Annotated in this window: 26 protein-coding genes; 4 read left to right on the top strand and 22 right to left on the bottom strand. The window is 44.0% G+C overall.

The window, feature by feature from the left end; genetic code table 11:
* The 4 genes from ACOJTG_RS12740 to ACOJTG_RS12725 form a co-directional block, all read right to left on the bottom strand.
* Positions 1–503 (bottom strand): hypothetical protein (locus ACOJTG_RS12740; protein ID WP_420154168.1); only part of this gene is annotated, 503 nt, incomplete at its 3' end.
* Positions 500–751, bottom strand: coding sequence for a hypothetical protein (locus ACOJTG_RS12735; RefSeq protein WP_420154167.1), 252 nt, complete (start codon positions 749–751; stop codon positions 500–502). The genes ACOJTG_RS12740 and ACOJTG_RS12735, both read right to left, overlap by 4 nt.
* Positions 735–1,187 (bottom strand): hypothetical protein, encoded by a 453-nt coding sequence (locus ACOJTG_RS12730; RefSeq protein ID WP_420154166.1) that lies wholly within the window; start codon positions 1,185–1,187, stop codon positions 735–737. The genes ACOJTG_RS12735 and ACOJTG_RS12730 overlap by 17 nt, the downstream gene beginning before the upstream one ends.
* Positions 1,168–1,638 (bottom strand): glucosaminidase domain-containing protein, encoded by a 471-nt coding sequence (locus tag ACOJTG_RS12725; RefSeq protein ID WP_420154165.1) that lies wholly within the window; start codon positions 1,636–1,638, stop codon positions 1,168–1,170. Before ACOJTG_RS12725 ends, ACOJTG_RS12730 begins: the two co-directional genes overlap by 20 nt.
* A 393-nt stretch (positions 1,639–2,031) precedes the next feature.
* Between ACOJTG_RS12725 and ACOJTG_RS12720 the strand changes: the two genes are divergently transcribed.
* The 3 genes from ACOJTG_RS12720 to ACOJTG_RS12710 all read left to right on the top strand — a co-directional run bounded on the left by ACOJTG_RS12720 (position 2,032) and on the right by ACOJTG_RS12710 (position 5,632).
* Complete coding sequence (locus tag ACOJTG_RS12720) at positions 2,032–3,255, top strand: ImmA/IrrE family metallo-endopeptidase (RefSeq protein ID WP_420154164.1); 1,224 nt, start codon at positions 2,032–2,034, stop codon at positions 3,253–3,255.
* A 10-nt stretch (positions 3,256–3,265) separates the two neighbouring features.
* Positions 3,266–3,847 carry a P63C domain-containing protein gene (locus ACOJTG_RS12715; RefSeq protein WP_420154163.1) on the top strand — a complete coding sequence of 194 codons (582 nt, stop codon included), beginning with the start codon at positions 3,266–3,268 and terminating at the stop codon, positions 3,845–3,847.
* Positions 3,848–4,036: 189 nt separating this feature from the next.
* A complete protein-coding gene (locus ACOJTG_RS12710; RefSeq protein WP_420154162.1) occupies positions 4,037–5,632 on the top strand; it encodes a P-loop NTPase fold protein in 1,596 nt (531 codons plus the stop codon).
* 666 nt (positions 5,633–6,298) lie between these two features.
* Here ACOJTG_RS12710 and ACOJTG_RS12705 read toward each other — a convergent pair.
* Positions 6,299–7,054, bottom strand: coding sequence for a hypothetical protein (locus ACOJTG_RS12705; protein ID WP_420154161.1), 756 nt, complete (start codon positions 7,052–7,054; stop codon positions 6,299–6,301).
* 40 nt (positions 7,055–7,094) lie between these two features.
* Positions 7,095–7,439, bottom strand: coding sequence for a hypothetical protein (locus tag ACOJTG_RS12700; RefSeq protein ID WP_420154160.1), 345 nt, complete (start codon positions 7,437–7,439; stop codon positions 7,095–7,097).
* Positions 7,440–7,463: 24 nt separating this feature from the next.
* On the opposite strand from ACOJTG_RS12700, the gene ACOJTG_RS12695 reads away from it, so the two are divergent.
* On the top strand, positions 7,464–9,215 hold the full coding sequence (locus ACOJTG_RS12695) for a hypothetical protein (protein WP_420154159.1): 1,752 nt from the start codon (positions 7,464–7,466) through the stop codon (positions 9,213–9,215).
* Positions 9,216–9,290: 75 nt separating this feature from the next.
* Here ACOJTG_RS12695 and ACOJTG_RS12690 read toward each other — a convergent pair whose 3' ends face one another.
* The 16 genes from ACOJTG_RS12690 to ACOJTG_RS12615 form a co-directional block, all read right to left on the bottom strand.
* Positions 9,291–12,824, bottom strand: a complete 3,534-nt coding sequence (locus tag ACOJTG_RS12690) for a phage tail tape measure protein (RefSeq protein WP_420154158.1) — start codon at positions 12,822–12,824, stop codon at positions 9,291–9,293.
* Between the two features lie 2 nt (positions 12,825–12,826).
* Positions 12,827–13,240, bottom strand: coding sequence for a hypothetical protein (locus tag ACOJTG_RS12685; RefSeq protein WP_420154157.1), 414 nt, complete (start codon positions 13,238–13,240; stop codon positions 12,827–12,829).
* Positions 13,241–13,309: 69 nt separating this feature from the next.
* On the bottom strand, positions 13,310–13,936 hold the full coding sequence (locus ACOJTG_RS12680) for a hypothetical protein (RefSeq protein ID WP_420154156.1): 627 nt from the start codon (positions 13,934–13,936) through the stop codon (positions 13,310–13,312).
* A 25-nt stretch (positions 13,937–13,961) separates the two neighbouring features.
* On the bottom strand, positions 13,962–14,486 hold the full coding sequence (locus ACOJTG_RS12675) for a hypothetical protein (RefSeq protein ID WP_420154155.1): 525 nt from the start codon (positions 14,484–14,486) through the stop codon (positions 13,962–13,964).
* On the bottom strand, positions 14,483–15,331 hold the full coding sequence (locus ACOJTG_RS12670) for a hypothetical protein (RefSeq protein ID WP_420154154.1): 849 nt from the start codon (positions 15,329–15,331) through the stop codon (positions 14,483–14,485). The genes ACOJTG_RS12675 and ACOJTG_RS12670 overlap by 4 nt, the downstream gene beginning before the upstream one ends.
* 13 nt (positions 15,332–15,344) lie before the next feature.
* Positions 15,345–15,785 carry a hypothetical protein gene (locus ACOJTG_RS12665; protein ID WP_420154153.1) on the bottom strand — a complete coding sequence of 147 codons (441 nt, stop codon included), beginning with the start codon at positions 15,783–15,785 and terminating at the stop codon, positions 15,345–15,347.
* A gap of 33 nt (positions 15,786–15,818) precedes the next feature.
* A complete protein-coding gene (locus ACOJTG_RS12660) occupies positions 15,819–16,796 on the bottom strand; it encodes a DUF6712 family protein (protein ID WP_420154152.1) in 978 nt (325 codons plus the stop codon).
* A gap of 5 nt (positions 16,797–16,801) precedes the next feature.
* Positions 16,802–18,226: a hypothetical protein gene (locus tag ACOJTG_RS12655; RefSeq protein ID WP_420154151.1), complete on the bottom strand. Its 1,425-nt coding sequence runs from the start codon at positions 18,224–18,226 to the stop codon at positions 16,802–16,804.
* Positions 18,227–18,232: 6 nt separating this feature from the next.
* Complete coding sequence (locus ACOJTG_RS12650) at positions 18,233–18,583, bottom strand: hypothetical protein (RefSeq protein WP_420154150.1); 351 nt, start codon at positions 18,581–18,583, stop codon at positions 18,233–18,235.
* A gap of 348 nt (positions 18,584–18,931) precedes the next feature.
* On the bottom strand, positions 18,932–20,650 hold the full coding sequence (locus ACOJTG_RS12645; RefSeq protein WP_420154149.1) for a hypothetical protein: 1,719 nt from the start codon (positions 20,648–20,650) through the stop codon (positions 18,932–18,934).
* Complete coding sequence (locus tag ACOJTG_RS12640) at positions 20,604–21,197, bottom strand: hypothetical protein (RefSeq protein WP_420154148.1); 594 nt, start codon at positions 21,195–21,197, stop codon at positions 20,604–20,606. The genes ACOJTG_RS12645 and ACOJTG_RS12640 overlap by 47 nt, the downstream gene beginning before the upstream one ends.
* Entirely contained in the window at positions 21,194–21,814 is a 621-nt protein-coding gene (locus tag ACOJTG_RS12635) for a hypothetical protein (protein WP_420154147.1), read from the bottom strand. The genes ACOJTG_RS12640 and ACOJTG_RS12635 overlap by 4 nt, the downstream gene beginning before the upstream one ends.
* A gap of 63 nt (positions 21,815–21,877) precedes the next feature.
* Entirely contained in the window at positions 21,878–22,093 is a 216-nt protein-coding gene (locus ACOJTG_RS12630; RefSeq protein WP_420154146.1) for a hypothetical protein, read from the bottom strand.
* Positions 22,094–22,154: 61 nt separating this feature from the next.
* The gene (locus ACOJTG_RS12625) at positions 22,155–22,694 is read right to left on the bottom strand and encodes a hypothetical protein (RefSeq protein ID WP_420154145.1); all 540 of its coding nucleotides are present in this window, start codon (positions 22,692–22,694) and stop codon (positions 22,155–22,157) included.
* 85 nt (positions 22,695–22,779) lie between these two features.
* A complete protein-coding gene (locus tag ACOJTG_RS12620) occupies positions 22,780–23,109 on the bottom strand; it encodes a hypothetical protein (RefSeq protein ID WP_420154144.1) in 330 nt (109 codons plus the stop codon).
* 84 nt (positions 23,110–23,193) lie between these two features.
* On the bottom strand, positions 23,194–24,036 hold an 843-nt coding region (locus ACOJTG_RS12615; protein WP_420154143.1), incomplete at its 5' end, for a hypothetical protein.

Raw genomic sequence — 24,036 nt, 5'->3', positions numbered from 1 at the left:
TTTTCCTCCGGCTGATGGGTTAAAAATTGCAGGGGCTTATCCAGGCCTTCAGTTAGATAATCCTGACCGGACAGGCGGGCCAGTTTGCCACCCGTGCCGGCGTTCATTACGTGCAGGATCTGGATACCTACTACGCCTCGTTGCTCGATGCTTTCGGTATAGAATTCCTGCGTAATGATCACTTCCCGAACCAGATCATGCGATTGGACGCCGCTGGCTGCCTGATCCGGAAAGTCAGCGATCATGCCAGGCAAGTAGGGTAAAACTTCCTTCAGATCTAGATCTACTTCATTTGTCGCCGGATTCTTTGCGTAGTCAAAAACAAAAACCTCTTTGGTTTCGTGAATGGCAGCCAGGGCTTTACCTGTATAGCAAACCCCTACTGAAACTGCTTTCTCAGGTAGAGCGACTTGGGGGTCTAAAAAATGATGAATCAACGTATTACCGGCCATAAGTACGGCAATACGTTGATCAAAGGTGGGTGGAAGATCGTGCAGGGTCATTTACTAACAATTGCGATGACGGCCAGTAGGATGGTAACAACTCCCCCACCCCATTTAAAGCCACTGATAAAACCCACTTTATGGGCTTTCTTTTCAGCAGAAGCCTGTTTTTTAGGCTGTTCGACTTTGTAAGTATGATAGGCAGCTGTAGTATCAGCCAACATACGCCCGGTAGAATCTCGCTGAAATTTGTAAGTAAAGGCAATACGTTGCCAGGCTTGTAGTGATGCGTTACTTGGTACGTTCATCTGCTCGGTAATACTGTTCGAAAAGCTTAACGGTTTCAGAGTCGCTTGTGACCAACTTTGAAAGCTGATCATCAGGCATAGCATCGACAGCAACAACCACTTTTTCATAGGTGCGGGTGATTTGTTTCTTTACTTGCACCCGGGCCAGGTCGCCCGGGGTTACAGGTTTGGAAGCGGGTTTACATTGAGATAAAACGAATAGCAAAAGCAAGGGAGTCACCTTGCGGACCCGGCGAATGACTGGACGAATAATCGTCTTTGGAATTTGTCTTGGATCACTAGGAATGATCCCCAACGTGTACAAGGCGTATTGAATGTTGATCACATCATCAGACGTCAATACGTTCCGGTTTTTCAGGATAGCTAGGACGATTAAAGCGATTACTACCAGGTAGCGGTTCCAGTGCTGGGAAAGGTTACTTTGTAACTGACTCATAGGCTTTTTTGAATTGGGGGATATTGTAAACTAAGGATTTGCGGTAAATCTCAGGATCACCGGTGAAGTAGCCAGTTTTAACGAAGCGGGCCGCGAATTCAGCCGTATCATTCTGGAGCTTAAAAGAGGCATGGTACCGCTTGTAGGTCAGCAAGTAGGCATTATCTAATAGACCCAGCTCCAGCGTTTTGTACTTGTTGTACGTACCCCCTTCATTTTTGGGGCGGTCCCTGGTACCATCGGTCGGAGACCAATAGGGCGTCTTTCGCCATAAAGCAGTGGTTACCCCTCCGGGATTATTTCCTTTTAACAGGTTATCCGATCGGCCCCAGGCCGTTTCGTGGGCCATGATGGCCATTAGGATTTCAGGGCGGATTTGGTATTTATCAGCGGCAATCTTTACAACACGCCAATACTTGTTGAAGAAGGCTCGCTTCTTTGGCGTGTTCATTTGTCTCTGTTCTTTAAAAACTTGCTTACGTAGAAAGTAATGGCGGTTAGAAAGACTGCCTTAATTGCCTGGATTAGAAAGTCTTGACCATGACTCAGGAGCATATCAATCCATCCCGGTACGGAGCCGATGATAAAGGCCGGCTCTAGTAGATAGTTGATTCGGTGATGTGTCTGCATAAGGGTATGAGTGAATGAAGCACTGATTTGTATTTCAAAAATTCACCCTATACACCCTGGAAAAAAGGACAGCACTATGGTTGGTAAGCTTAAGAACTGCGTAATAGCAGCCTTTACAAAAAAAGTGTTGTAAAATTACATCATTTTAAAAAAAATACTTGACAATATAAATTCAGGGCATTATTTTAGTGATGTAAAATTACACCAGTCAGTCATGCCCGATAGTAAATATTATGATGTCGAACGTTTGCTTACAGAAATATTCAGTCAGCCTGAGCCTGATCTTAGAGAACTTTTTGAAAAACGTATCTTGGATTTAAAACTATCCAATAGGGCTGTTCAAGCAGAATTAGACATTGAATACAGAGCACTTAATGGAATTTTGGATGGAACTCAGAAAATGGTAGACCTACTAGCTCTATCTCGTTTAGCTGATTTTCTGCAAATGCCTGTTGATAAAGTTGTGATACTTTTATTATATAAACTCAAAAAGCATCACAATCAAATAATTGAGTCTAGCGACAAGAAGGATTTTATTCTTAAGCATTTTGATATTGTCAAACTAAAAAAAAGTGGTTTTTTAGATAATATATCCGACTTTAGTCATATTGAAGAAGTAATTGTAAAACATCTTGGGCTAAATTCTATCTTTGATTATGGGAAAAATTCTGTAACTGCTGCCTTCAGTAGTGGCAAGCCAGTTCCTATCAATGAAATGACACGGATATTCTGGATTGAATCCGCTGCGACAATTTTTAAACATATAAATAATAAGTACCCTTATGACAGAGATGCCCTAATTAACTATATCCCTTCTATTAGATGGCATACTACAGATATAAAATATGGTTTATACCAAGTGATACGTGATCTGTACAAGTTAGGCGTAACTGTTATCTTCCAACCATATTTAACAACATTGTATGTAAGAGGAGCAACAATTTCGATTAATAATAGGCCATGTATTGTTATTACTAACTATTCTGTCTTTTATCCAAGCTTATGGTTTACTCTTATACATGAGCTTCACCATGTCCTTTTTGATTGGGAAGATATTAGGATTAATAATTTTCATATTTCAGGCGAACTGGATGTTTATGATAAGAGAGAGGTAGAAGCTGATACTTTTGCCAGAGAATACCTTTTTTCTACTGAAAAGTTAAAGAAAGCCAGTCCGCAAATTGATAATCAGGTATTTGTAAAAGAAATGGCTAATGCTTATGATATTCATCCTAGCATAATATATGCAAATTATTGTTATACTTACAAAGACGTTTCTGAAAAGTTGTTCGCTAAATACCGTAAGTTTATACCTGATTTCATTGAGGCTGTCAAGGCAATAGATAATGATTATAAAGAAGATTCGCCTTGGCTAAATCGTTTCACTGCCGAAGAAAAGGCGAAAAAGTATGAACAAAGCACTTTTCAAGGACTTTAATTTTTAATCTATGTCGAAAATCAAAAAAAAGTCTGTTAATAGACAGCCTCAAGTACCCGCTCAAAAGCAAGTCTCAGATGAAGATATTAAGAAATTTATATTTTCTGAAACTGAGAGTAAGTCAGATAGCAAATGGTTTGATGAAAGCCTTGACAGAGCTAATCAAAGGAGAGAACTTATTGTCAAAGACCCAAATTCAGACCATATTTCCTCTGAACCGAAGTCTTATGTAGTTACTTTCCCACGGGAATACTATCGACTACTTTATAAAGTTACAGGTATTCCTATGAAAGAGGATTGTTTTAAAAATAAGCCTCATATTTTCGCTAGAATCACTAATCATTTAATTTATCTACGATTTCCTGTAGGTACATTAGGCAGACTTAGAAAGTTAAATCCTAAGAATTCAAATGGTGTTCGTCTTTTTATGTACTTTCAGTTCCTCAGTGAAAAAGGCGAAGTTTCTTTAAAGCAGTTTATACAAGAGGCTATTGATGAAATGAAAGATAGTAAAGACTTAGCTGAACTTCTGCGGCGTTTTGCTAAAAGATTTGATCGCCCATACCAAGGGCACCTATTCGATAAAGTATGACCGAATTAATTGCGTTAAGAACGTTTACTTTTTGTTTTACTACCAGATATAGCTCTTTGCTAGGAGCTAAAACTGAATGCTTCGTGCGGATCTATGGTCTTTTTGAATCCAAAGATCAAATTCACAATAGCGTTATGATAACCTATTGGCATTTGATGTTATATCAAATAAAATCAGCAGCTACATCAAATGAACACAGCAAGTACTTTTAAAATCATAACGGAAGAACAAAATATCGAATTTGGCCACCATCTTGAAATTCAAGATAACGATCATATCCTATTTTCTGGCAAATTCGGCTCAGGCAAAACTACATTTCTAAAAACTTACTTCAGCGAAAGAGAAGATCAGTATGCCGTTATTCATTTATTTCCAGTGAATTACAGTATTAGTTCCAATAAAGATATTTTCGAATTAATAAAGTTCGATATATTATGGGAATTGATAAAAAATAACGGAGTAAAGTATGAAGACTTTGTTTTCCAAAAGTCACAAGTGTTTCAAAACTTAATCATTCATGGAAGTAAACAATTCGATAAAACTGTTTTTGGAGTCATTAAAGAAATAATGGGTTCAATCTCCGAAACCGGAAAGGCTGTAAGTACAGGAATAGGATTTTTAGAAAAGCTATTCGAAGAGTTTAACAAATACCTAGAAGAAATAAACTCATCTGATTTGAGTAAGGTTCGTAAATATATAGATTCCTTTCAAGAAGAAAAAGGAGGTCTGTATGAGCATGACATGTATACTGACTTCATTATTCAAGGTATAAATCAATTACAAACTGCTGGCAAAGAAGTTATACTGATAATTGATGATCTTGACAGGCTAGACCCTGACCACATTTTCAGAATTCTAAATGTATTTTCTGCACGCGTTGACCTTGCTCCTTATAATAGAGGAGAACACAAAAGATTCTCTAATAAATTTGATCTTAATAGAATTTTATTGGTTTGCGACATTGATAATATTAGACGAATATTTAGTGCTAGGTATGGCTTATCTACTAATTTTTCAGGATACATAGATAAATTTTACTCAAAGCAAGTATTTCATTTTTCTATTGCTTCTCTAGCTTCAGCGGCTGTACTACATATTTTACAAAGTATTAGTTTAAAAAATATAGGATTTTATAAGCCAAAAGTAGCAAATTATGAAGTAATTAGTTTTATTGATGTATTAGGCAATTATTCAACCTCGTTTGTGCAGCTTCTTGGAGCACAAGTACAAATGGGTCTTATTTCCCTAAGAGAACTTCTTAAGCTAGAAAATATTCATTATATAATTCCTACAATTAAAGCGGATAACTTCCCTAACAAATTTGACCAACTTGCTTGGATTTACATATCATTTTTGATGATCATATTTAACAATGACATTGATGAAATAGACAATATTTTAAACAAATCATGGAAAGAAGATTTTAATATTGATGTAGATGATTTAATAAGCTTGAATTCTTATTTACTTGGCTGTTTATTTGCTCTCAATAGGCCGGATTATAATTATAAATCGAGCATTGGTGCTCCTTTAAATTTTTATAACAGAATTGAAACTCGTGAATTCTTCCTACATCTTCAAGGACAATATAGGCACGAACATGATAACGTCATTTTCAGAAATACATTAGATGCTACTATTACAAAAATAGAAGATAAAAGTGGTCAAAAGATAGTCTTAGAACCTCATCAATCTAGTAGAGACCTGTATATTAAATTAAATCCTTTTGAATTACTTCTCTTAATTTCACAAAAATATAGAGACTTTGGTATGTTGAAACGTTAAAAATTTGGATGGATATGATCATCCTTTCAGGATGAGAAAAATCCTGTCGCTCATTTTTTATGAATGTATTATAGTTAGGCTACAAAACTTTTTATATGTTTGTGGAGAAAGTAGTTTAAAGGAACTTTGTAATCGTATCCTATTTGGGAATTGAAATTACCAATGTGTATTCCACCCTCCAAAATAAGTTCCGTCTTAATCGTACCCAATTGGAATTGAAATAAGAACATGTTTCCGTAGGCCCGCTAACCCCAGCCAGTCTTAATCGTACCTAGTTGGAATTGAAATTATCGCTCGGACTCGCTAGAAAAGAAATCCGAAATAGGTTTTAATCGTACCTTAACGGAATTAAAATACTTAGCGAATGCTCTTTTACCCTAAAAAAGGGCTTTTTTTCTGATCCGATATACCATTACACCTACTCCCCGGCTGGATAGTTATTTCGGCTTCAGCCGTCGCCGTTGCAAATAAAGTAGATTTACTCGCCATCCTCATGTAGCCCTCGAATAGGGATTGTATATTCGAAAATTAACTGGTTTTGCACAAACTGTGTTTCATAACATTTTATGAACCCGCGTTCATAAAACGTAGAAACTTCGTAAAAACAAAAAGTCCCCTGACTGTTAAGCCAGAGGATCAGAATTTATAAGGGATAATTTAGTACAACTATCCTTCAGATACAAATCCCTCCCCAGCACGCGAATCAAAAGGCTTGCCCTCATACCCGTACTTCTCCATCAAGGGCAGCAAAAGCGAGGCTACTTCTACAGTAATCGAACGCTCTTTTCTCAAGAGTTGCCGTACGTGTTTATCAGAAAAACCAGCCTCTAAACTGAAGGCTGAAGGAGTAAGGGAAGGACGCTTATCAAAGAATGCCTGCAGGTCCTCTATCGTTAAATCTTCGCTTACAGGAGACCGGGAAGAAAGTCCCTCAAAGGAAACTCTCTTTAGGATATACTCATGTTTTACCCACTTCGCGACCTGATTTAAACGCGAAAGATCTGGTTTGTTTTTAATGGCAACTACCCAGTAGTTATTTCCATCGTATTCAAAGCCTGCTCCCCCGTAATTATAAAAGCTAACTACCGCAATAAAATCAGGTTCATCATAGCCAACAACGACTAAATTATCGTGGCTGAGAACAAATTTCGATTTTAGTTTTTTGACAACTACGTGTACTTCGACAGGCCCAGAAAATTCATTAGCGAACACATCTAAAGCTCTTTCAACCAACTGGTCGTCGGTCAAATTTTCTTCTTCTTGCTGTATCTGCACAACGATACGGGGGTTAGGTACAGCAAAGACCATTAATACCGAAATCTCGATACGAGCATGACGCATATACTTTTGGGCAAAATCCTTAAATCGGGCGATTCGAGCAGAATCAGTAATGGATGATAATCGGTCAAATGACTCTAACATTTTTTTTATGGTTGTAAGCCGGGGTTTCCCCCGGCTTGATTTAACATTTAATTACTCTCGCGTCACTTAATCGGAAGACAGCGATTTGTCCGTTTTGCCGTCCGAATTTCAAGGCTTCGGCTTGCTTCGATTCGGGGAAAATCCTTACGCTATCGAAGTAGTAAAGCCCGGTTTCTTCGTCTAGCCATCCCCCTACGTAGCGATCATGGCTTTCTGCATGGAAGATGACTTTTTTAAGGCCTTCCGTGCCGAAGCAGTTTTGAGTTTCAGCGTAGGCTACCACAATTCCGGTAGAAGTAAACGCCTTGATCATTTCGAGGGAGGGGATCGCAACGGTGAAGCCTTCAGGGTTAGAAGCGGCGATCGAGAGAAGGGACTGGAACATTAACTCGGGACAGTTTTTAGCGGGGTGTCTCCCCTTTTTGTACACTACAAAGATACAACACAAAACCGTCTTGCTCCAAATTTCGGAGCAAAAACATTTTTATATTTTTTACATGATTTTAGTAAGCTATACTTTTTACATTTTCGCTTAAATTACAATCCTATTTGTTATCCAATTAAAAAAATGGACCCCACCAAAGAAGAATCAAATGTCTATGCCCTAGATGTAAAAGATAAATACATCTACATATCCGATGCTAAGAGCGGAAAGAACGGCTATTTCTGTATTGGATGTAAAGCTGAGTTAGTTGCTGTTAAAGGTGAAATAAATAGACAACATTTTAGACACTACGCTGATGACATCGCATTAGCTAATAGATGTCAGTATAAAGACGAAACATATAGACATCAATTAGCTAAAGATATACTTCAGCGTTTAAAAAAAATAAAAGTTCCTACTACACTAAAGTTTCCTCCAGAGTCAACAAAAAACGGTTACATTTTACAAAAATCTCATGTAATAGAAGCCCATTCTGTTGAAATTGAATTATCTTTTTTTGAAGATAATCAAGGCAATGTAGTACATGGCAAGAATTTCGAAGGTGATACAGACAAACATTTCCTAATAAAACCGGATGTAACATTTCTTAACAAAGAAGGTAATCCCATTCTCTTTATTGAGCTGGTGGCTACTCATAAAGTTGACAAGGAAAAACTGTTCAAGATAAGGCTTCTTGGTATAGATACTGTTGAAGTCTCCATACCTAAAGATTCAGCGGAAAACATTGAAAAGGCATTTTTAACTACTACCCATACCAAATGGCTTTATAATTATGAGCAAGCAAATGCTTTATACGCTCCCTCCCTTAACTCAGAGGAAGTATCATCAATTGATGGCTTTGAAAAGCGAATACTTGAATTCGACGAAACTTACGAGTGCAGAAAAGCAAAAATTAATAACCTTATTCGAGAGATTGAAAGATGTTTGGAATCAGAACCGTATCGATCAGCTGACCGAAATCTTAGAAGCGAAATCTCAAGAGTTGAAGCAAATCAAAATTCAACACGAGTCGAATGGGAAAATCTACGAAGCTCAATTCAACAGCGAGTTAGAAACAGCTTTGTACCACGACGAGAAAAGTTTGAAGAAAAAAATCAAAGCTTTAGAACAGAGGAAGCTGGATTTGAAAAAGAATTTGACAATCTGGAAGGACGATATAAATTCAAAGACAGCCAGCTTGGAAATGAAGAAAAAGAACTTAGAGCAGGATGCCAAGAAGAAATTGACCGAACTGAAGCTGAAATTGAGCGAACTGAAGCTGAAATCGAACAGATTGAAAGAGAAATCGAACAGCTTGAAAGTAGAATTACAGGAATTAGATCAGGAGGAGACACGCTTGAACAACGAATCGAATCTCTTAGAGCAAACAGTGAAGAACGAATTAGATATGCTCAAATACAAACGCAAGGAATTAACAAGGATATTAAGCAAGCAATACGAAGAACAGCTGAAATTAAAGAGGAATGCGACAGAGAAATTGAAACAGGACGAGCAGAGCTTGATGCAAGATATGAGAAGTTACGAGGAGAAGCAGCTACAACTATTAAGGGAAGAGATCTTAGCAGAGTTGGGCCCCTTACCAAAAGAATTAGAGACATATTGGATGCAAGGAGATTTACAATGGATCTCAAGGAAACTGACTGGGCGTTTGAACGAATTAGAAAAGCGAAAGAATTATTTGATAACAAATCTTTCAAACATTGGACAAACTCTTGAAAATTTCCTAGACCAAATGGATAGAAATACTTAAAACTAATAATTCCCTCCCAAGATGGGAGGGAATTATTAGTTTTAAACTGCTACGTTGGCATCGTCCATAATGGACTGACGTGCACCAAATTCATCATCAAACTGATCCGTATAAATCTTCGCATGCAGGTTGTCAAGCTTTCCGGATAATTGCGAGACTACATCCGTAATTTGTGCAACGGCCTGGAGTAATAACGGATCAGTACCACCTGGAGCCGTAGTCCCAGGCGGCGGGGAACCGGCAAAGCCTTTTGTTCCGGACGCCCGGCGTTCTTCCAGCCATTCCAACGTAGGACCGGTGGCGGGGTCCATGATCTGCCAGTTGGGAGCAACCCATTCCGGACCCTTCTCCCCCACCCTGACGATCTGACCTTCGTTCCATTTACCTCCAACGGGTCCACCTTTGGCGTAAGCAGGTATTTCCGTACCAGCAATGACAGCCAGCTGAGCGGCCCCGGCGATTCCAGCGGCAACCATTGCAAAGGGGTTGGGGGAAGCTTTCAGGATTGCAAGTGGTATTTGTATAGCGGCTTCAAACAGAGTGGCTTTCTTTTCAGCTTCGGCCTTGCGGCGGCGTAGTTCCTTCTGCTTTTTTTCGTAGCGTTCATCTGATTTCTCTTTCTGAATGTTATACTGTTCCTGCGTAATGGCTCCCTTTTTCAGCTGATCATCCAGGCGTTTATCGTTACGGGCCTTAGTATTATTCATCTGGGTTTCTTCATTCTGAAGCTGCATCGATGTAATACGGCCAATGCCTTGAATGCCGGCGTTGAAAACCTCCAAAATATCGACGGCTAGTTGCTTGTTGAAATCCCGGAACATGGCGTCCCGCTCCAGCATATAGCCCCGGATAATCTCGTTTTTCTGTTCCTCGGTCTGGTTGGTAACATCTAGTTCAGCCTGCATTTGCAGATCAAGCATAGCTAACCTAGAGTTCAGAATTGCCATTGGATTACCGCTTAATTCAGCTTGACGAACGTCATTCCCTAACTGGCGTTGCTTGTCTGCTAGGGCTGACTGCTTACGCATCCGGATGTCTTCATCCGTGAACAGCTGCCGGTCATTAATTCCCTTTTTTTGGATGGCTGTAACCTGGTTCTGGTAGGCTGTTTCCAGGTTTGAAAGGGCTACGGCGTTTTCCTTGTACTTTTCCTTTTCTTTGTCATGCTGAGCTTTCAGCCGGGCCAGCTCCTGTTCCTCCTGGACAATAGAAAGATTATAGCGGGCATTAAAAACCTCCTTCTGGTTGTTCTGCTTGGCTTCTGCGGAACGTACCCAGTTTTCAGCCTCCTGCAGCTGAAGGTTTCGGGTAGCATCCACCAGGCGGGCGGCGGTTTCGAGTTCTTCCTCCTTCCGCTTTTCGGCGTATTTCTTCCGGATTCTGTCAATATCCAGGTTCCGGCGATCTTCCAGGGATTTGAACAATGCCGTTTTATCGCCTTCCTGGTTTACAGCATCCTGAAGTTCCTTAGCGTACTGCAACGTACGTAGTTGTACTTCCCGCTCTTCCTCATTTTCGATCGCCTGCAGGTGATTTTCGGCGATCGTATTCTGGTTCTGAATTTCCAGTTTAGCCAGTTCAGCCAAGTGTTTTTTACGCTTTTCACGGGCGGCTTTTCCGGCTTTATCTTCATTTTCACCCGCTCCCCGGTTAATGTCTGAGATCATTTTTTTATTGGCAGCTTCCGTTTGATCCAGATCCGCTAAGGCGTTCTTACCGGCGACTACTTTCCCGGCCATACGGGCTAACTGTTCCCGCATTTTAGGCACGTCGTAAGCCCGGGCGGCTTTACGATTACTCTCCAGGTATTTGATTTGCTTATCGAGCTTCCCGTACGTTCTTCGGGCTTCAGCCAGGTATTCTTTAGCATAGGCTCGTTCCTTTTCAAACAGGTTTTTACCTTCATATTTGCTAAGGTTCTCTTCCGTGGTGCCCTTGCGATAGTCGGCATCCCCTTCCTGACGTGCCTGTTTTTCTCGCTCAGTCTGGGCAGCAGCTTTTCGGGCATCAGAGGCCTTTCCTGACGCGTCAAATAACTTTTTCACACTAGCAATCGGACCCAGTGCATCCGTCCAGGTCAGATTCCAGTATTTGCGAATGTCGGCTACCCAGTCAAAAACCCCTTTCAGCGATTGTACGACAGAGCGGAACCCAGAGCTCTGGTTTTCGGACCAATCGAATAGCCGATCCCAGGATTTACCCGTCGCTTCGAGATCTTCCTTGAGGTTATCCATCCGCTTAAGGGCCTGATCCGTAGCTTCGGTGGTGCCGGTCATTTCCTTGGTCAGCCTAGCAACTTCACCCCGTAGATCGATTAGCGTTTTGGCGGCTACTAAGTTTTCCTGACCAAACATCTTGATCAGCTTCTGAGGTGAAAGCTTAGCCAGGTTATCAAGCGAGGTATTTACACCAACAATCGACGGATTCAGCTCCTTATTGGCCACCATCAATTTGCTGAAGACATTACGCAGGGCCGTACCGGCTTCTGATCCCAGGATTTGACGCTTGGCCAATACTTGCACCAGGGCGTTCGACTGTTCAAAGCTGATATTAGAGGCAGATAGTACGGCACCGGCCACCTTGAAGGATTCGGCGACCTGGTTGATTTCAGAACTTCCGGCAGCCGCTGACGCCGCCAGTACGTTCATGTACCGGGTAGACTGATCAGCTCCTTTGTCAAACTGGTTAAGCGAGCCTACCAGGGCGACAGCAGCGTCTTCTATGCTTAAAGCTCCATCCGCCCGGGAAAGCGTGATCGCTTCCTCAGTAAGTCCAGCCAGTGCCTCTTTGGCTCCTAACAGTTCAGGTTTGATCGAGCCAATTTTCTGCATGGCTCCAATCACGTCGGGCACGGACATATTGAACTTCTTACCCATGTATTCAGCGGCATCCCCGTAGTACTTCAGATCAGCGGCATCTTTCTTGAGATCAAGTCCCGTGATTGCAGCCATAGCCGAAAGGGCTGCCGATTTTTCAGCAGCCCGGTTTAGCCCTTCGGTGACTTTCTCTATAGCTTTATCGATGAACTTTTCAACAAGCTGTATACCCATCGTGGCCACGCCTCCAGCAATGCCACCAATTAAGGCAGCTCCCCCCATACTACCAAGCCCGATTCGGTTGGATACAGCCTGTTTTGCCGTAGCAAACCAGCCTTTTTTCTCAGGTTCTGGCGGGGCTGGCTCCGGTAGGGACATGGCCTTTTTACGGGCTTCGATAGCGGTTTTGTAGTCTTTTTCGCGTTGTACTAACTCCTGCAGCTTTTCCTCGTAGCCCTCCATGGTTGGGGCCATTCTACCCATCTCCAGACGGGTTTCTTTCATAGCCCGCTGAAGCTGCGTGTAGGACATGGCTTCGGCTCCGATTTCGACGCGTAAGTCCTGAATTCGTTTTTTTAGCTCGATCTGTTCAGCCTTGATTTTCTTACGGACGTTAATATCTTCTTTCGTGCGTCCCGTCAGGTCCTTGATACTTCGGGACATAGCGGCGTAAACCGCTTCTAATCGTCCAAGTTCGTTAATCGACTGGGAGGCGTCGGTAACGACTTTGGTGGTCGTGGTTTCGGTGTTTAATGACATAATTATACATTCAGTGTGGGTGGAAGCTTGGGTAATTCGGGTAAGTACTCTTCGATAATCTGAGCGGAAATGGCCTCCTGTAGCCAGTGGATTCGGCCGTACATGGTGGTAGAATACCAGTTTTTACGGGTACGCTTATGGCGTTTGTCCTGCTGGGTAGATGATGTGGAGCGGGTACCCTTGCGGCTTTCGGCGAAGGAGGTCCCTTTTCCGACCCCCATATCAATGAAGCGTCCGCTCATGCGGAAAGTGAAGTAGGCTACTAGGTAGCCATTGACACGTTGCTCAATACGGGTCTTTACGAAGTCTTTGGCAGACCCTTCAGAAAATTGGACACCCTGCTTTTGCAGGTTATGGGCTAGTCGTTCGCAGGTATACCGTACCCACTCTTCGAAAAAATGCTGGGTTTCATTCACGAACCGAATAAAAACCCAGCATTACGCGGAAAAAAAGACAGCCTCAGTGAGTTCCGAAGCTATAGTGTATTAGTAATCTAATCGTTGAAATAATAATATTTTAGGCAACGCATGAACATTCACATAGAAATCTATTAGTTCATCAAGCAACTTAACTTTGTCATCCTGCTCGTCCAAAAGACGCAAAAGTTTTCCCTTCATATTAATAACAGCACTTGGATCAAGAAGCTGTATTAGAAGATCATCTATATGAGCTCTTTGTTTTGTTTGCCTTTCATCTTCACGTGGATCTGCTCCAGCAATGTTGGTATTAAAACTATAACTTTTAATAATTTGAGTATCATTATGTCGAAATGCAGTAACAAACAACATTTGATTACGAAGATTTTCCAGTTGTTCTAATCCTTCATGCAAATTTTTATGTGCACCCGCATTTGACTTTACAAAATCAATTAATGTAGTCAGAATGCTTTTTTTGCTCAAAATCGAATTCAATCTTTCAGTAATCTCTCTTTGAGAATTACTTAAAATACTAAAATAATGAATATCGGCACTTACCACATTCTCGTTAGAATCCAGAAATTGAAATGAGATCTTATCATCAAATCTATATCTACTTAAAGACCTTTGCTCGACGACTGTTAGTACATCAATCCAATTATTGAAATTGATAGGCGGATTATTGGGATTATTCATAATAAATGAAAGTTTAGGTTAATTATCAATCTAACCAGTCATTTGAATCAATTAAAGTTCCCGGCTGATTGAATCCGGCATCTGCTTTAATAAGCATTTGAAACGCAAACCCTACCTCGTTATCATCACCGGCACCCGCATAATACTGGCCACTGAAAGAATCTCCTACGGGTTGTCCGATCGGGAATATTGCTCCAGTATCATAGGCCTCGTGAAAGTCGTGTAAAACCTTAAAAAACAACTTGCCGGCTTTGATCTGAGCCTCGGTCTTTATGGCAAGCTCCATGGCTTCATCATCCATATCACAACGCTGATACAGCTCAAAATCGCACTGGTAGTAGTCCCTGAAGACCCCACCTTCCAGGCGGCGTTGAAGCCGGGGCTCATAAACCATCAGATTCAAAGCGGTTAAATCCTGAATAAGTCCATGGAGGGATTTTATACTCGATCGCAGAAAGTTAAAACGGTGGATTTCCTGCTCTGGATCATGGCCAAAAAGCTTCTTTTTAGCCAGGCCTTCAAAGTATTCCTTATAAATTGTTAGGTTCATGCGGGTTTACGGTTTCGACTGGCTTCTTTTACCCTATCGGATTCCTGAAGCTTTTCCTGATAGTTGTTGAGTACGTCGTAAATATTAGTTGCATCCCATTCGGCGTAGTTGGTAGCCTTTTCAGCCAGACCATCCAGCAGCCGGGCATATGAACTACCAATCTGAGCAGGCGTTATTTTCGCTGAATCCGATTCTTCACTACTTTTTTTCCCGGACGAAAAGATTCGGGTGAACTGGTGCATGAGCACCGATCTGGAGCCCAGGTACCAAAGAAAGATTGCTTGCTTTTGATCCATAGGAATCCGGGAAATGATTTTCTTCCGATACACCATCTGTTCATCCAAGATCATCAAACGCTCCGGAACGGACTTGTACCAAAGTTCGGTATAAGGCTTCCGCAAATACAGCACTGATAGCAGTTCGTCGAGATCCTTTTCATCTTTAGTTTCCCGGTAGCGGTAACCAATTTCTTCAGTTTGCCGGTACTGTCTGAAGGTAATCGTACTCAGGGCATCCCCGGGGCCGTAAAGCTGTTTAAAACGCCTTAAAACCGGGAATTTTTGCTGATAAAAAGGGATCGTATTACTCAAGAAATGTTCGATTTCCGGCGTAAAATCAAGCATTTCAAGCATGGCTTCAGCTTTGGTGAGCTTAAAAAACCAACGAAATCGTAGCCATAAGCGGCCGGGCCCATCCATTAAGCAGAGCAGAATCATCAAAAAACGATCGGAAGCCTTCATTTTCCGAGAATCATAGCGTACGATCGCCCGTATCTGGCCCGGGGTAGCCTCGTTGTAGTTACTGGGAATAGCGAATAGCCGGTCCTCGATAAGAATGTTTTGCATAGCTATTAGCCAGTTAAAGAATTCGTGGGGGCTTTGAAAACTGTATACTAGCTAAAAGGTCATTACGATTGATAAATACTTTCTTTCCAAAATCACCCGACCGAAAGTATTGAGTCTTTAACCGACCCCCGGAAATTCCGTATTTAACTAGCTTCTGAGTCTGGATGGAATCGCTGTCTGCATATTCACATACCTCTCTACTCGTAATCGTTGCCTCATAGAATTCTTGGTTTTCCATGAAGTAGACTTTCGTTCCTAGGGCATATTCAAACTCGTGATTAAACTTCAAATGGCTATCACCGTTGTGAAAGGCTACTTCGAGATTATAGAGTTCTTCCCGTTTCCGCTCCCAGGCATACGATCCAGCGGCTAACGCATCGAATTCGGTTCTGGTTAGCTTGATAAGGTTGCGTAACTGAGTTTCGTTAAGACGCACGTACGTTTTTCTAGACATAGTTTTGGTAGTTTGGGGTGATGGGTCTATTGCTTAAAATGCGTAAATGCGATCGGTGGATTTATTAAGCGTTTCTAAAGGGTGTGAGGTAGGATTTTCGGGAATGACGTAGCCCAGATCTTCCGCATTTTGTAAGACAAAATCCATCATCCGGGCAAGCATTTCCTGCCCCCGGGCAATGGATGTTTTATACAGATCCGCAATCAGCCCAGGATCTGCCGGGCGGGCTCCCCGCTGACGGTTGGCAGTCGAGTTATCAAACTGGGTGATTGTTCCCTCCAGGTTCATCACTACGGCCCGGGCGTACAGGCCTTCCCCTATTGTCAGTAGTCCCACGGCCGGCCGGATGTAGTCCTCCAGTAGCGTTTCTTCTAAAAAGGTGAGGGACGTACTAGCTTTCTGCTTTGCCTTCAAAGAATCGAATACCGCTGGGATGATCGGCCGGACGGATGAGAGTTCCACCCGGGCAATAGTGGGCACCAGAGCTAGAAATCCATCCCGGGCCACGGTAGCAGATTGAGCCTGATTAAATTGCTGGGAGGTATGAAAGAATGTACGCGTGAGTTGCTTGTAAACGCTCGAAGCTGACCAGGCCGCAAAAACCGACTTCGCTCCATCTTCCAGTAAACCAATCAGGAATTCTAACGCACTGTGTGCCGCTTTTTCAAATTCCAATCGGGCATTTGCCTTAGTTTCCAGCGGAGCCGGCCGGCTTGATTCAGAACTTACCTGCTGCACGCCAGAAGTTGAAAACCGAACACTCAGGCGGTCAAAGCCATTGAATACCGCATAGTTTACCAGGGCTTCACGCAGAAGATCCACGGCTTCCGCATGTTCCGGATCCGTAGCATTGAGAGCGGCCATTTGCTCTTTGCCTACAACGGGTATAATGTTCATCCGGTAGGCTTCCTTCAGATAGCGGCTCAGGTGTTCAACCGTTAGAGCCGTTGTAGCTCCAGACAGATACTTTTTAAGGACGTTCTGATCCGGGATAATTTCTTCAAAGTTCATGGGGGTTAGGCTGCACGCTGCGTTTTGGTTTCAGGTTCGGGTACAGTGTTCCGCTTGGAGGGCGTAGTTTCGGATTTGGCCCGGAAGAAGGGCCGCTTAAACCAAATGCGAAGCGAGTAATCCGGATCGATGCCGTTATATCTGGCCGCCCAGAGAAGCGGCTCGAAAATGGCATCTGCGTGGGATTTACAGAGGTTTAGGAAAATATTAAACGCTTCTTCTTTGTCAGAGCCGGCACCGCCAGATCGGTTGGATCCCGGTGCATCCCCAATTAACCGGGGATCAATCCCCAGAGCCCACATCAGGTGCGTACTGGCTTCAGCTGAATCTTCCAGATATTCACCGGAGAACGTTTCTTTATCGATCAGTTTTACCCGTAAACCTTCTAGGGGCGTGTTCAGCATTTCAAAGCCGTGCCCCATCGTTTTTTCGGAGGTAAAAAGCGACTTTCCGGAGTTCTCTAGGCCCGATAAGAAATCGTTGATTTCCTGCTTTTTCTTTTGATGGAAAGCGACCCGGGCTTCGGGTGTCATAGCGTCATAGGCAGGCTGGCCACCAGCCTGATCCGCCCACCACCAATCCGGAATGACGATGATGTATTTGATCGTCATTTGGTTCTCCAGTAGGAATTTTTTGAATTTCGGTATCAGCATGGCCACGTCGTACCAGCCAGATTCAATGGCCGCCTGCCAGGGAGCCATCTGGTAGTAATCCGCATTGGAAGCGTCGTAGGACCTGAAGACGTAATCGAAGTTTTTTAAATCCTTTTGTACTTTCTGCTGAGCAAGAAAATCATGGGAGTTAATGACCGGCAGGTTTATGGTCTCTTTGCTTTCGGTACCCGTGCCGGCGAATAAATCCCAGTTGGCATTCATGAAACATCTTTCAATCAGACCACTGGTATTTTGCAGAGCCCACCGGGTATGAATGGCTTTGCCAGGAAACAGGCTGACCACCTTGTTTTTGTTAGCCGAAAAGATCAGACGCGGCATCCGGTTACGAAACCAGAAATGATCATGGATCGATTGCTGGAGTGCGGCCTGTGTAGCTGGACTATAGAGCAGCTTATTCAGCTCAGGGATCGGCGTCTGATCCATGTACATTTCCTTCTTTTCGGCATCGTAACGCTCGATACCGTACTCAATCCCATCGCCGTAGATGGCCCGGATCAGGAACGGGATCCCGTTTTCCCCGCCGATGATCGTCGAGACTTTCCCCGAATCATACGCCCGGTTGGGAAACTGGTTATCATCCCCCCAAAGAGCTACGCCCAGGGAATGCAAATGCTCCAGGCGTTGGGGCGTTAAGGGCTGGTAAACTTTATCCTTCAGGCCTGCCCGGGTATCCATCCGGATGAGAGCTCCGGAGCTAGGCAAAAAGACGGCATCCGGAACATTCGGATGAATGACTTCTTTGTATTCAGCTGACATAAGGTTTTATAGGCGGACTTCCCGCCAGTGTGGGTCGGTAAATAATTTGAATTCTGTAATGAGGCGAATACGCACGTCGATGATCCGCTTGGTAGTCGGATTGTAGATTTTGATGATACCCGACTTCCAGACTTCGGGCAATCGTTTGCGATGCACCGGCACGTACTCCCTACGCTCCGTGACGGGTAAGTCCGCATGATCCCGGGCCAGCTGTACCCCTTCCCAGGTGATGAGCTCCCCGCCGGTGTTTCGAGTCAGGGACAGGGTAACAGCTTTGATTGAAAAGCGAACGGGTTTATTGGAAGCGTCTTTACCCTTGATTGCTTCCAGGACCTCGGATAGTTTGATGTTTTCCACGAATCGAAATTCACCCCCTACCCCGCTGGAAAAAAGGACAGTGTATTCTGGTGTAATTGCCGGCGTTTAGGCCCAAAAAACGCGGCAATTCGGCCATTTGGGACACTTTTTCAAAGTTCAAAAACACAAATCGCTGATTATTAAACCATTAATCAAAAAACACTTTTTTTTCAGAATTTTTGTGTCGATTGACTGCTGGCCCGCACTGACTTTAGAAAGCAATTGCCTTTTGAAAAATCATCGAAATGTGATCCGGGCACCCCTACCCCCTTTGAAGGTCAGCAGGTTATCCGGCAATCGCTAGGCCTGAGCAGGCAATCACTCAGGCCTAGCAGCGGGTGACAATTGTCAGCCGATAGAGTCGGCAACTGGTACATACCCAGCCTTGGCAGCGGTACGTAGGTAGAAGACAATCAACGCATCCAGGGCCTCAGTAATGTGCGTTGCCTCGTAGGGAGGGATCAGCGATGACCGTTCGGAAGATTTATCCTTGGCAAACCGAATACCCTTCTTTGTTTCGCGGTACTTGGTTTCCGTCTGCAGTGCGGCAATTTGCCAGTGCTTACACGTATCGCGGTTATAGCGGAACTTGAGAGCCTTCAGACCTTTAAAGAGATCTCCCCACATCTGGTGCCGTTCCTGGTGCTCGGTAGCTTGGCCAATGTAGTGGGCTTCTACCTGCCAACCCAGCTCCTTGAGCTTCTTTTCCACCTTCATGGCAAAGGATTCATTCGTATCCGCATTCTTGACTAGGGCCGTATGGTCATAGATGTAGCGTACCTTTTTGGTGGGAAAGTCCTTGTAGTACTCGTTAAACTTCTCAACCAGGTCCGTGAGCAGTAAGGGGTTTAGAGCCCAGAGGTGATTCAGGAACTTAGCTTCCCCATACTGCACCTGCCCGATGGCCAGGTTCGAACATTTGTTATTGTAGTCAAAGGAAAGGTCTAGGGGTTTATAGGGATTGACGTCCTTATCACATTTCCAGTTACGCTTAAACTCCTGCCCTTTGGGAAGACTATCGATGTACTCGTAATTGGTATTGTAGTAACCATGGTTATTCGGACTAAGAAAACCGTAGAAACAGTTTTCTACCTGAGTCATCTTCTTATTGAGTACCGAAAAGTCAAACTCTAATGGGGATAGTGATCGGCGGTACTGCTTCAGGGTTTCCAGCGGTACGGTATGGATATTATCCAGCGTACTGGCGTAGCTAATGTACACGCACTTACGGCGTAGCTTAGCAATCCACTTTTCCCAGCGTTTGATCGAACGCTGCAGCTTATCCGGAATCGCTTTAGCTTGGTCTTTCAGCTCTTTTGCTTTGAGTTTGAGTCTGGCAATTTTATCCTGCAGCACAAGAATGGCCCCAATCAAAGACTCATTCATTTCCTTTTCGTAGTTGAACAGCCACTTGCCCCCGGGGTCGCGGGGCATATCCGTCACCAGACAAAGCGAACAGTACTCAGGCAGATCACCAAAGTGCTCCTGATTACCTCCGAAGGTGGGTAGAATGGATTCAGCAAAAGAATCATAATTCCAGAGCCGGCACTCATCCCCGCCGATTGCCTGCGTACGTAGACCGTTGGCCAATGATTTCCGGTCCAGGCTAACCATGTGCGTGACGTGGCCATTCCACCAGAAAATACAGTGTTTGGGATCACCCGGCCGGCGGTACGGACGTGGCACACCCGGAAGATCCGGATACTTATTCATCCAGTAGTGAATTCCTTCCTTCAGGCCAATCCGCTCCCAACCACGTTGCAGGGCTGGGATAACCATTTCCAGTAGACGCGTGTACGTGGTTGACACCAGGGCGGACGTGCCCCGGGGCATGGCCTTGGATACCCGGTAGAAAAAGGTAGAAAGGACGGTTTCGGTTTTACCAGAGTTCCGGCCCCAGATGGCAATACTGGTTTTCGCACAAAGGGCATTGATTACCATTTGGGCCGGATTGGAATGAATGTATTTGGTTGCGATCGTGGCTAGTTCATCGCTGTAATCCGTCAGCAATTGCTCAAAACTAGGCTTCATCTGCGTCTTCGAATTCGATGTCTTCGATGCTTCCATCTTCGGGGTTTTCGTCTAGTTTGAGTACTTTAATAAGCGTTTCTTCAATCTCTTTATCCGACTTGCCTACCCATTCGGATTTCACCTGCTCAGGCAGACTCTGGAGTACGAGAATTTCGGGTAGATTCACTTCAGCCCAGTTAATGCCTTCCTTGGCGTTCATGTGCTTATCGATGAGTTCGGACAATACTTTTAAAAGCCCTACTTCTTCTTTCGGGTTTTTCTTATCCTTTTTGAGTCGATCCAATAGTTCGACGGCGTGCTCTAAAACCATCCAGACAAAGAATTTGCGGACGTCCTGATCGAGCTCCTGGTCCTGCTCCTGAGCAAGACTGATGTAGTAATAGGCCGATGAAAGCGACATTTTAAGCTTATTCTTGAGCTTTAGAGCCGTTTCCATCTTCGAGCCGGTGGAGCGTAATAATTCTGAGGCCATTTCTACGTACGCGTGCGTGGTTTGCACCCCCGGCGAAACGTCGAGCTCCTGCCCCTTATAGACGGCCTGAGCAATGGCCAGCGGGCTGGTATGTTTAGTTACTTTTTTCATAGGTGAGCGATTTGATCTTCCAGCTGTCTGATCTGAGCCTGCCAGGCCAGTACGTCAGCTTCCCGGGCGGGGTTTTTCTTATGTTTGGATACGTAGGTTCTTAAGTTGGTGAGCTTTTGGCGAAGGGTAGCCCGGTCCGGATTTTCTACCTGCACGGTCGGAGCTGGAGGCAGAAGCTTCAGGTGTTCATCGTAGTAGTTGGTCTGCTCCCAAAGCTCCCAGATCGGGCCTTCCTGACTGATAATTTGTTTGGCAGCCTCAAAGCGTTCTATATCCGTGGATAAATGCTTCAAACGACTGTGCTGCACCCGCATTTCATCGTAGTGCTCCCTGCGTTTTTGTACCAGAGCCTTTACTTCAGCTGGAGCGTCGGGAAGCTGACTGGGACGAACGGATTTTAGGTGCTCGATCGGTTTTGCGACCGTGGCCACTGAAGGCTTTGCGGCCGGGAGCTGACTGGCCAGCTCGGTTAAGGCCTGCTTAAGCTTCGGCCGGGAAAGGGAACTCTCTCCAGAGTGAAACAGAACTTTAAGACTCGATGAATTACCGAATCGATCGTATAGGGCTACTCCCTTTTCATAGTCAGGGTCCTGCAGCCAGCGTGAGATTTCGTGCATGGTAAAAGAAAAAGGTGAACCGTACTCGGTTCACCTTTCGGGTTACATGGACAAAAGCAAAACTTAAGAATTAGCGGTTTTTGAAGGTTTGGATTCTACTTTAACCAGGTGCGGACAGTTTCCAGATTCGTGAATTCGGTCGGCCATGGCTAAGGGGATTCGAGTCATATCGACTAAACCAAATCCGGAAATTTCCATCGGACCAGGTTGATAATCCTGCAACTCGTATTTACCATCGAGTGCGGGGGAAAGTTTGGGGGTTTCGTTCTTTTCGGGCATGAGTTGATAGGGAAAAACTAAAGGCTTCTATTTAGTAACAGAAGCCTTTAGCGGGTAGAAGTTAGACGCCGGCAGCCGTAGAAATCGTACCAGTCCAGTACGCTGGAGCAAAAGGCATAAATTCGATCGTTACTTCGATCTCAGGACCTTTCGCATCATCCGGACTTTCTGGGTGTACCAGCTTCGATCCAATGATCCGAGCCGGATAACCCGTATCGCGACCATAAAGGCGGAAGGTTCCATCCGACTGCTGGGGAGCAAACCACATATAAGCTCCTTTGAACTTATAAAGGAAACCTTCTGCTTCAGCTCCTTCCTGCAGGAAGATCTTAAGCAGATATTTAGCAGCAGAGTTGTCTTCAGCAGCGTAATCACCTTCCTGACCAACGCGGTGAACTTTAGCTTGAATAGAGCCAAATTTTTTACCTGTAACTGGTGTTAACGTACCAACTGCGGTAACAGCGTCGGCGTTCGTGGTAGTTGCCGTAAGAGCAGCAACCTGAGGGAACGTTTTCGTATCTTCAAATAACCCGAAGTATACCGTCTGACGATAACCACCATAATGGGCGGTCGGGGTATTGTCGAATAGCAAATTTTCCACTAGGGGTTTAATGCTGGGCATCGATAATATATTTTAGGGTGTGGGTAGAATAGATAAATAGGTAAAATGACCTTAAAAGGCCACGTTACGCTTTCTTAGTGTCGATTTTAACTAAGCACGTAGCCTTAATTTTAACCAGGTGAGCGAGTTCTTCGGAATCGTCAGCGATGCTTTCAGCCATCAGCTCTCCAAAGGGAGGAACGATACCAGGTTCAGACACAAATGAGTAGTGATCTTTACCCAGCTTCACGTTTGGCAGTACTTTCACTCCTACGCTTTCGGCTTTACTAATCCGGGCATTTAGTTCAACGACTAAGGCTTCAGCTTCATCGGCCCGTTTGGTTTCAGCTGTGAGCTGGATCTTGAGTTCTTCGATCGTAGGCTCTTGGGGTTGTTGGTTGGCTTCGTTGGCCATAAGAAATTTCTATTATACGTTTTAAAAAGAACCGGAATTAGTTACTTCCGGTCTTTTCTATACGTGGGTTAGGGGGTGGAGATTCTAAGCGTTAACCAGATCCTGATCGTTGGTGAATACCCACGCCGGGTTAATGAAGTCGTAGCCTTCGTACCAGTCAGTACCCATCAGTACGTCGTACAAATCTTTCGGAGCTACATCAAAAACGGACTTGTTAGCCGCACCTTTAATGAAGCCTACACGGTTAGCCGAAGGCGTAGCGAAAAGCAGAGAAGAACCGTTTTGGGCCTGGAAGCCCTTAATCTGCACGTCCGTATCAATCAGGGATACTAAGTCAGTAGCCTGGTTGTACTGCGTGTTATACTTTTTACGCATTCCCTCTTTAAAGCGATCGCGTAATACAGTACCCATCGAAAGATCCTTAATCTTGATTCTTACATCTTCCGGAATTGACTTATAGAACAACTCCATGTAAGAAACAAAATCAACGGCGTCCAAAGGAATAGCACCCATGGTAATTTTATTGGAAGCCGTCATTTCGTTAGAGGCATAGTAATCGCGGATTTTCTGACGGATACCCTTTAGAGATTCTCCTTCAGCAGTCGCCGTACCAGCTACAATGTTACCCGGCTGGCCTTTACCCTTGAAAATCTCGTAAAGTTCTTTATCCTCCTGAGCTTTCAGAATCAGAGCTTCAGCGATCATAGCGATCAGCGGGGCCTCAGTACGCTTAACGCCCTTCTGCGTTAAGAAAGACAGTGCAGTTTGAGCGAGTGTATCAGGCTTAGCCTGAACGTTGATTTTGACCCGATCCAGATACCAGATATGGGGTTTGAAGTCCAGTGAACCCAGGTGAGAAAACGTAGCCTGGAAAGCTTGCAGAACTCGGCCCATCATCATATTGGCTACATCGATACGCGTATCTAC

Source organism: Siphonobacter sp., from assembly GCF_048595215.1.
In the GTDB taxonomy this organism is placed as follows: Bacteria; Bacteroidota; Bacteroidia; order Cytophagales; family Spirosomataceae; genus Siphonobacter.
Note: the sequence above shows the minus strand (reverse complement) of the source record. Positions and strands in the feature narration are given on the sequence as shown.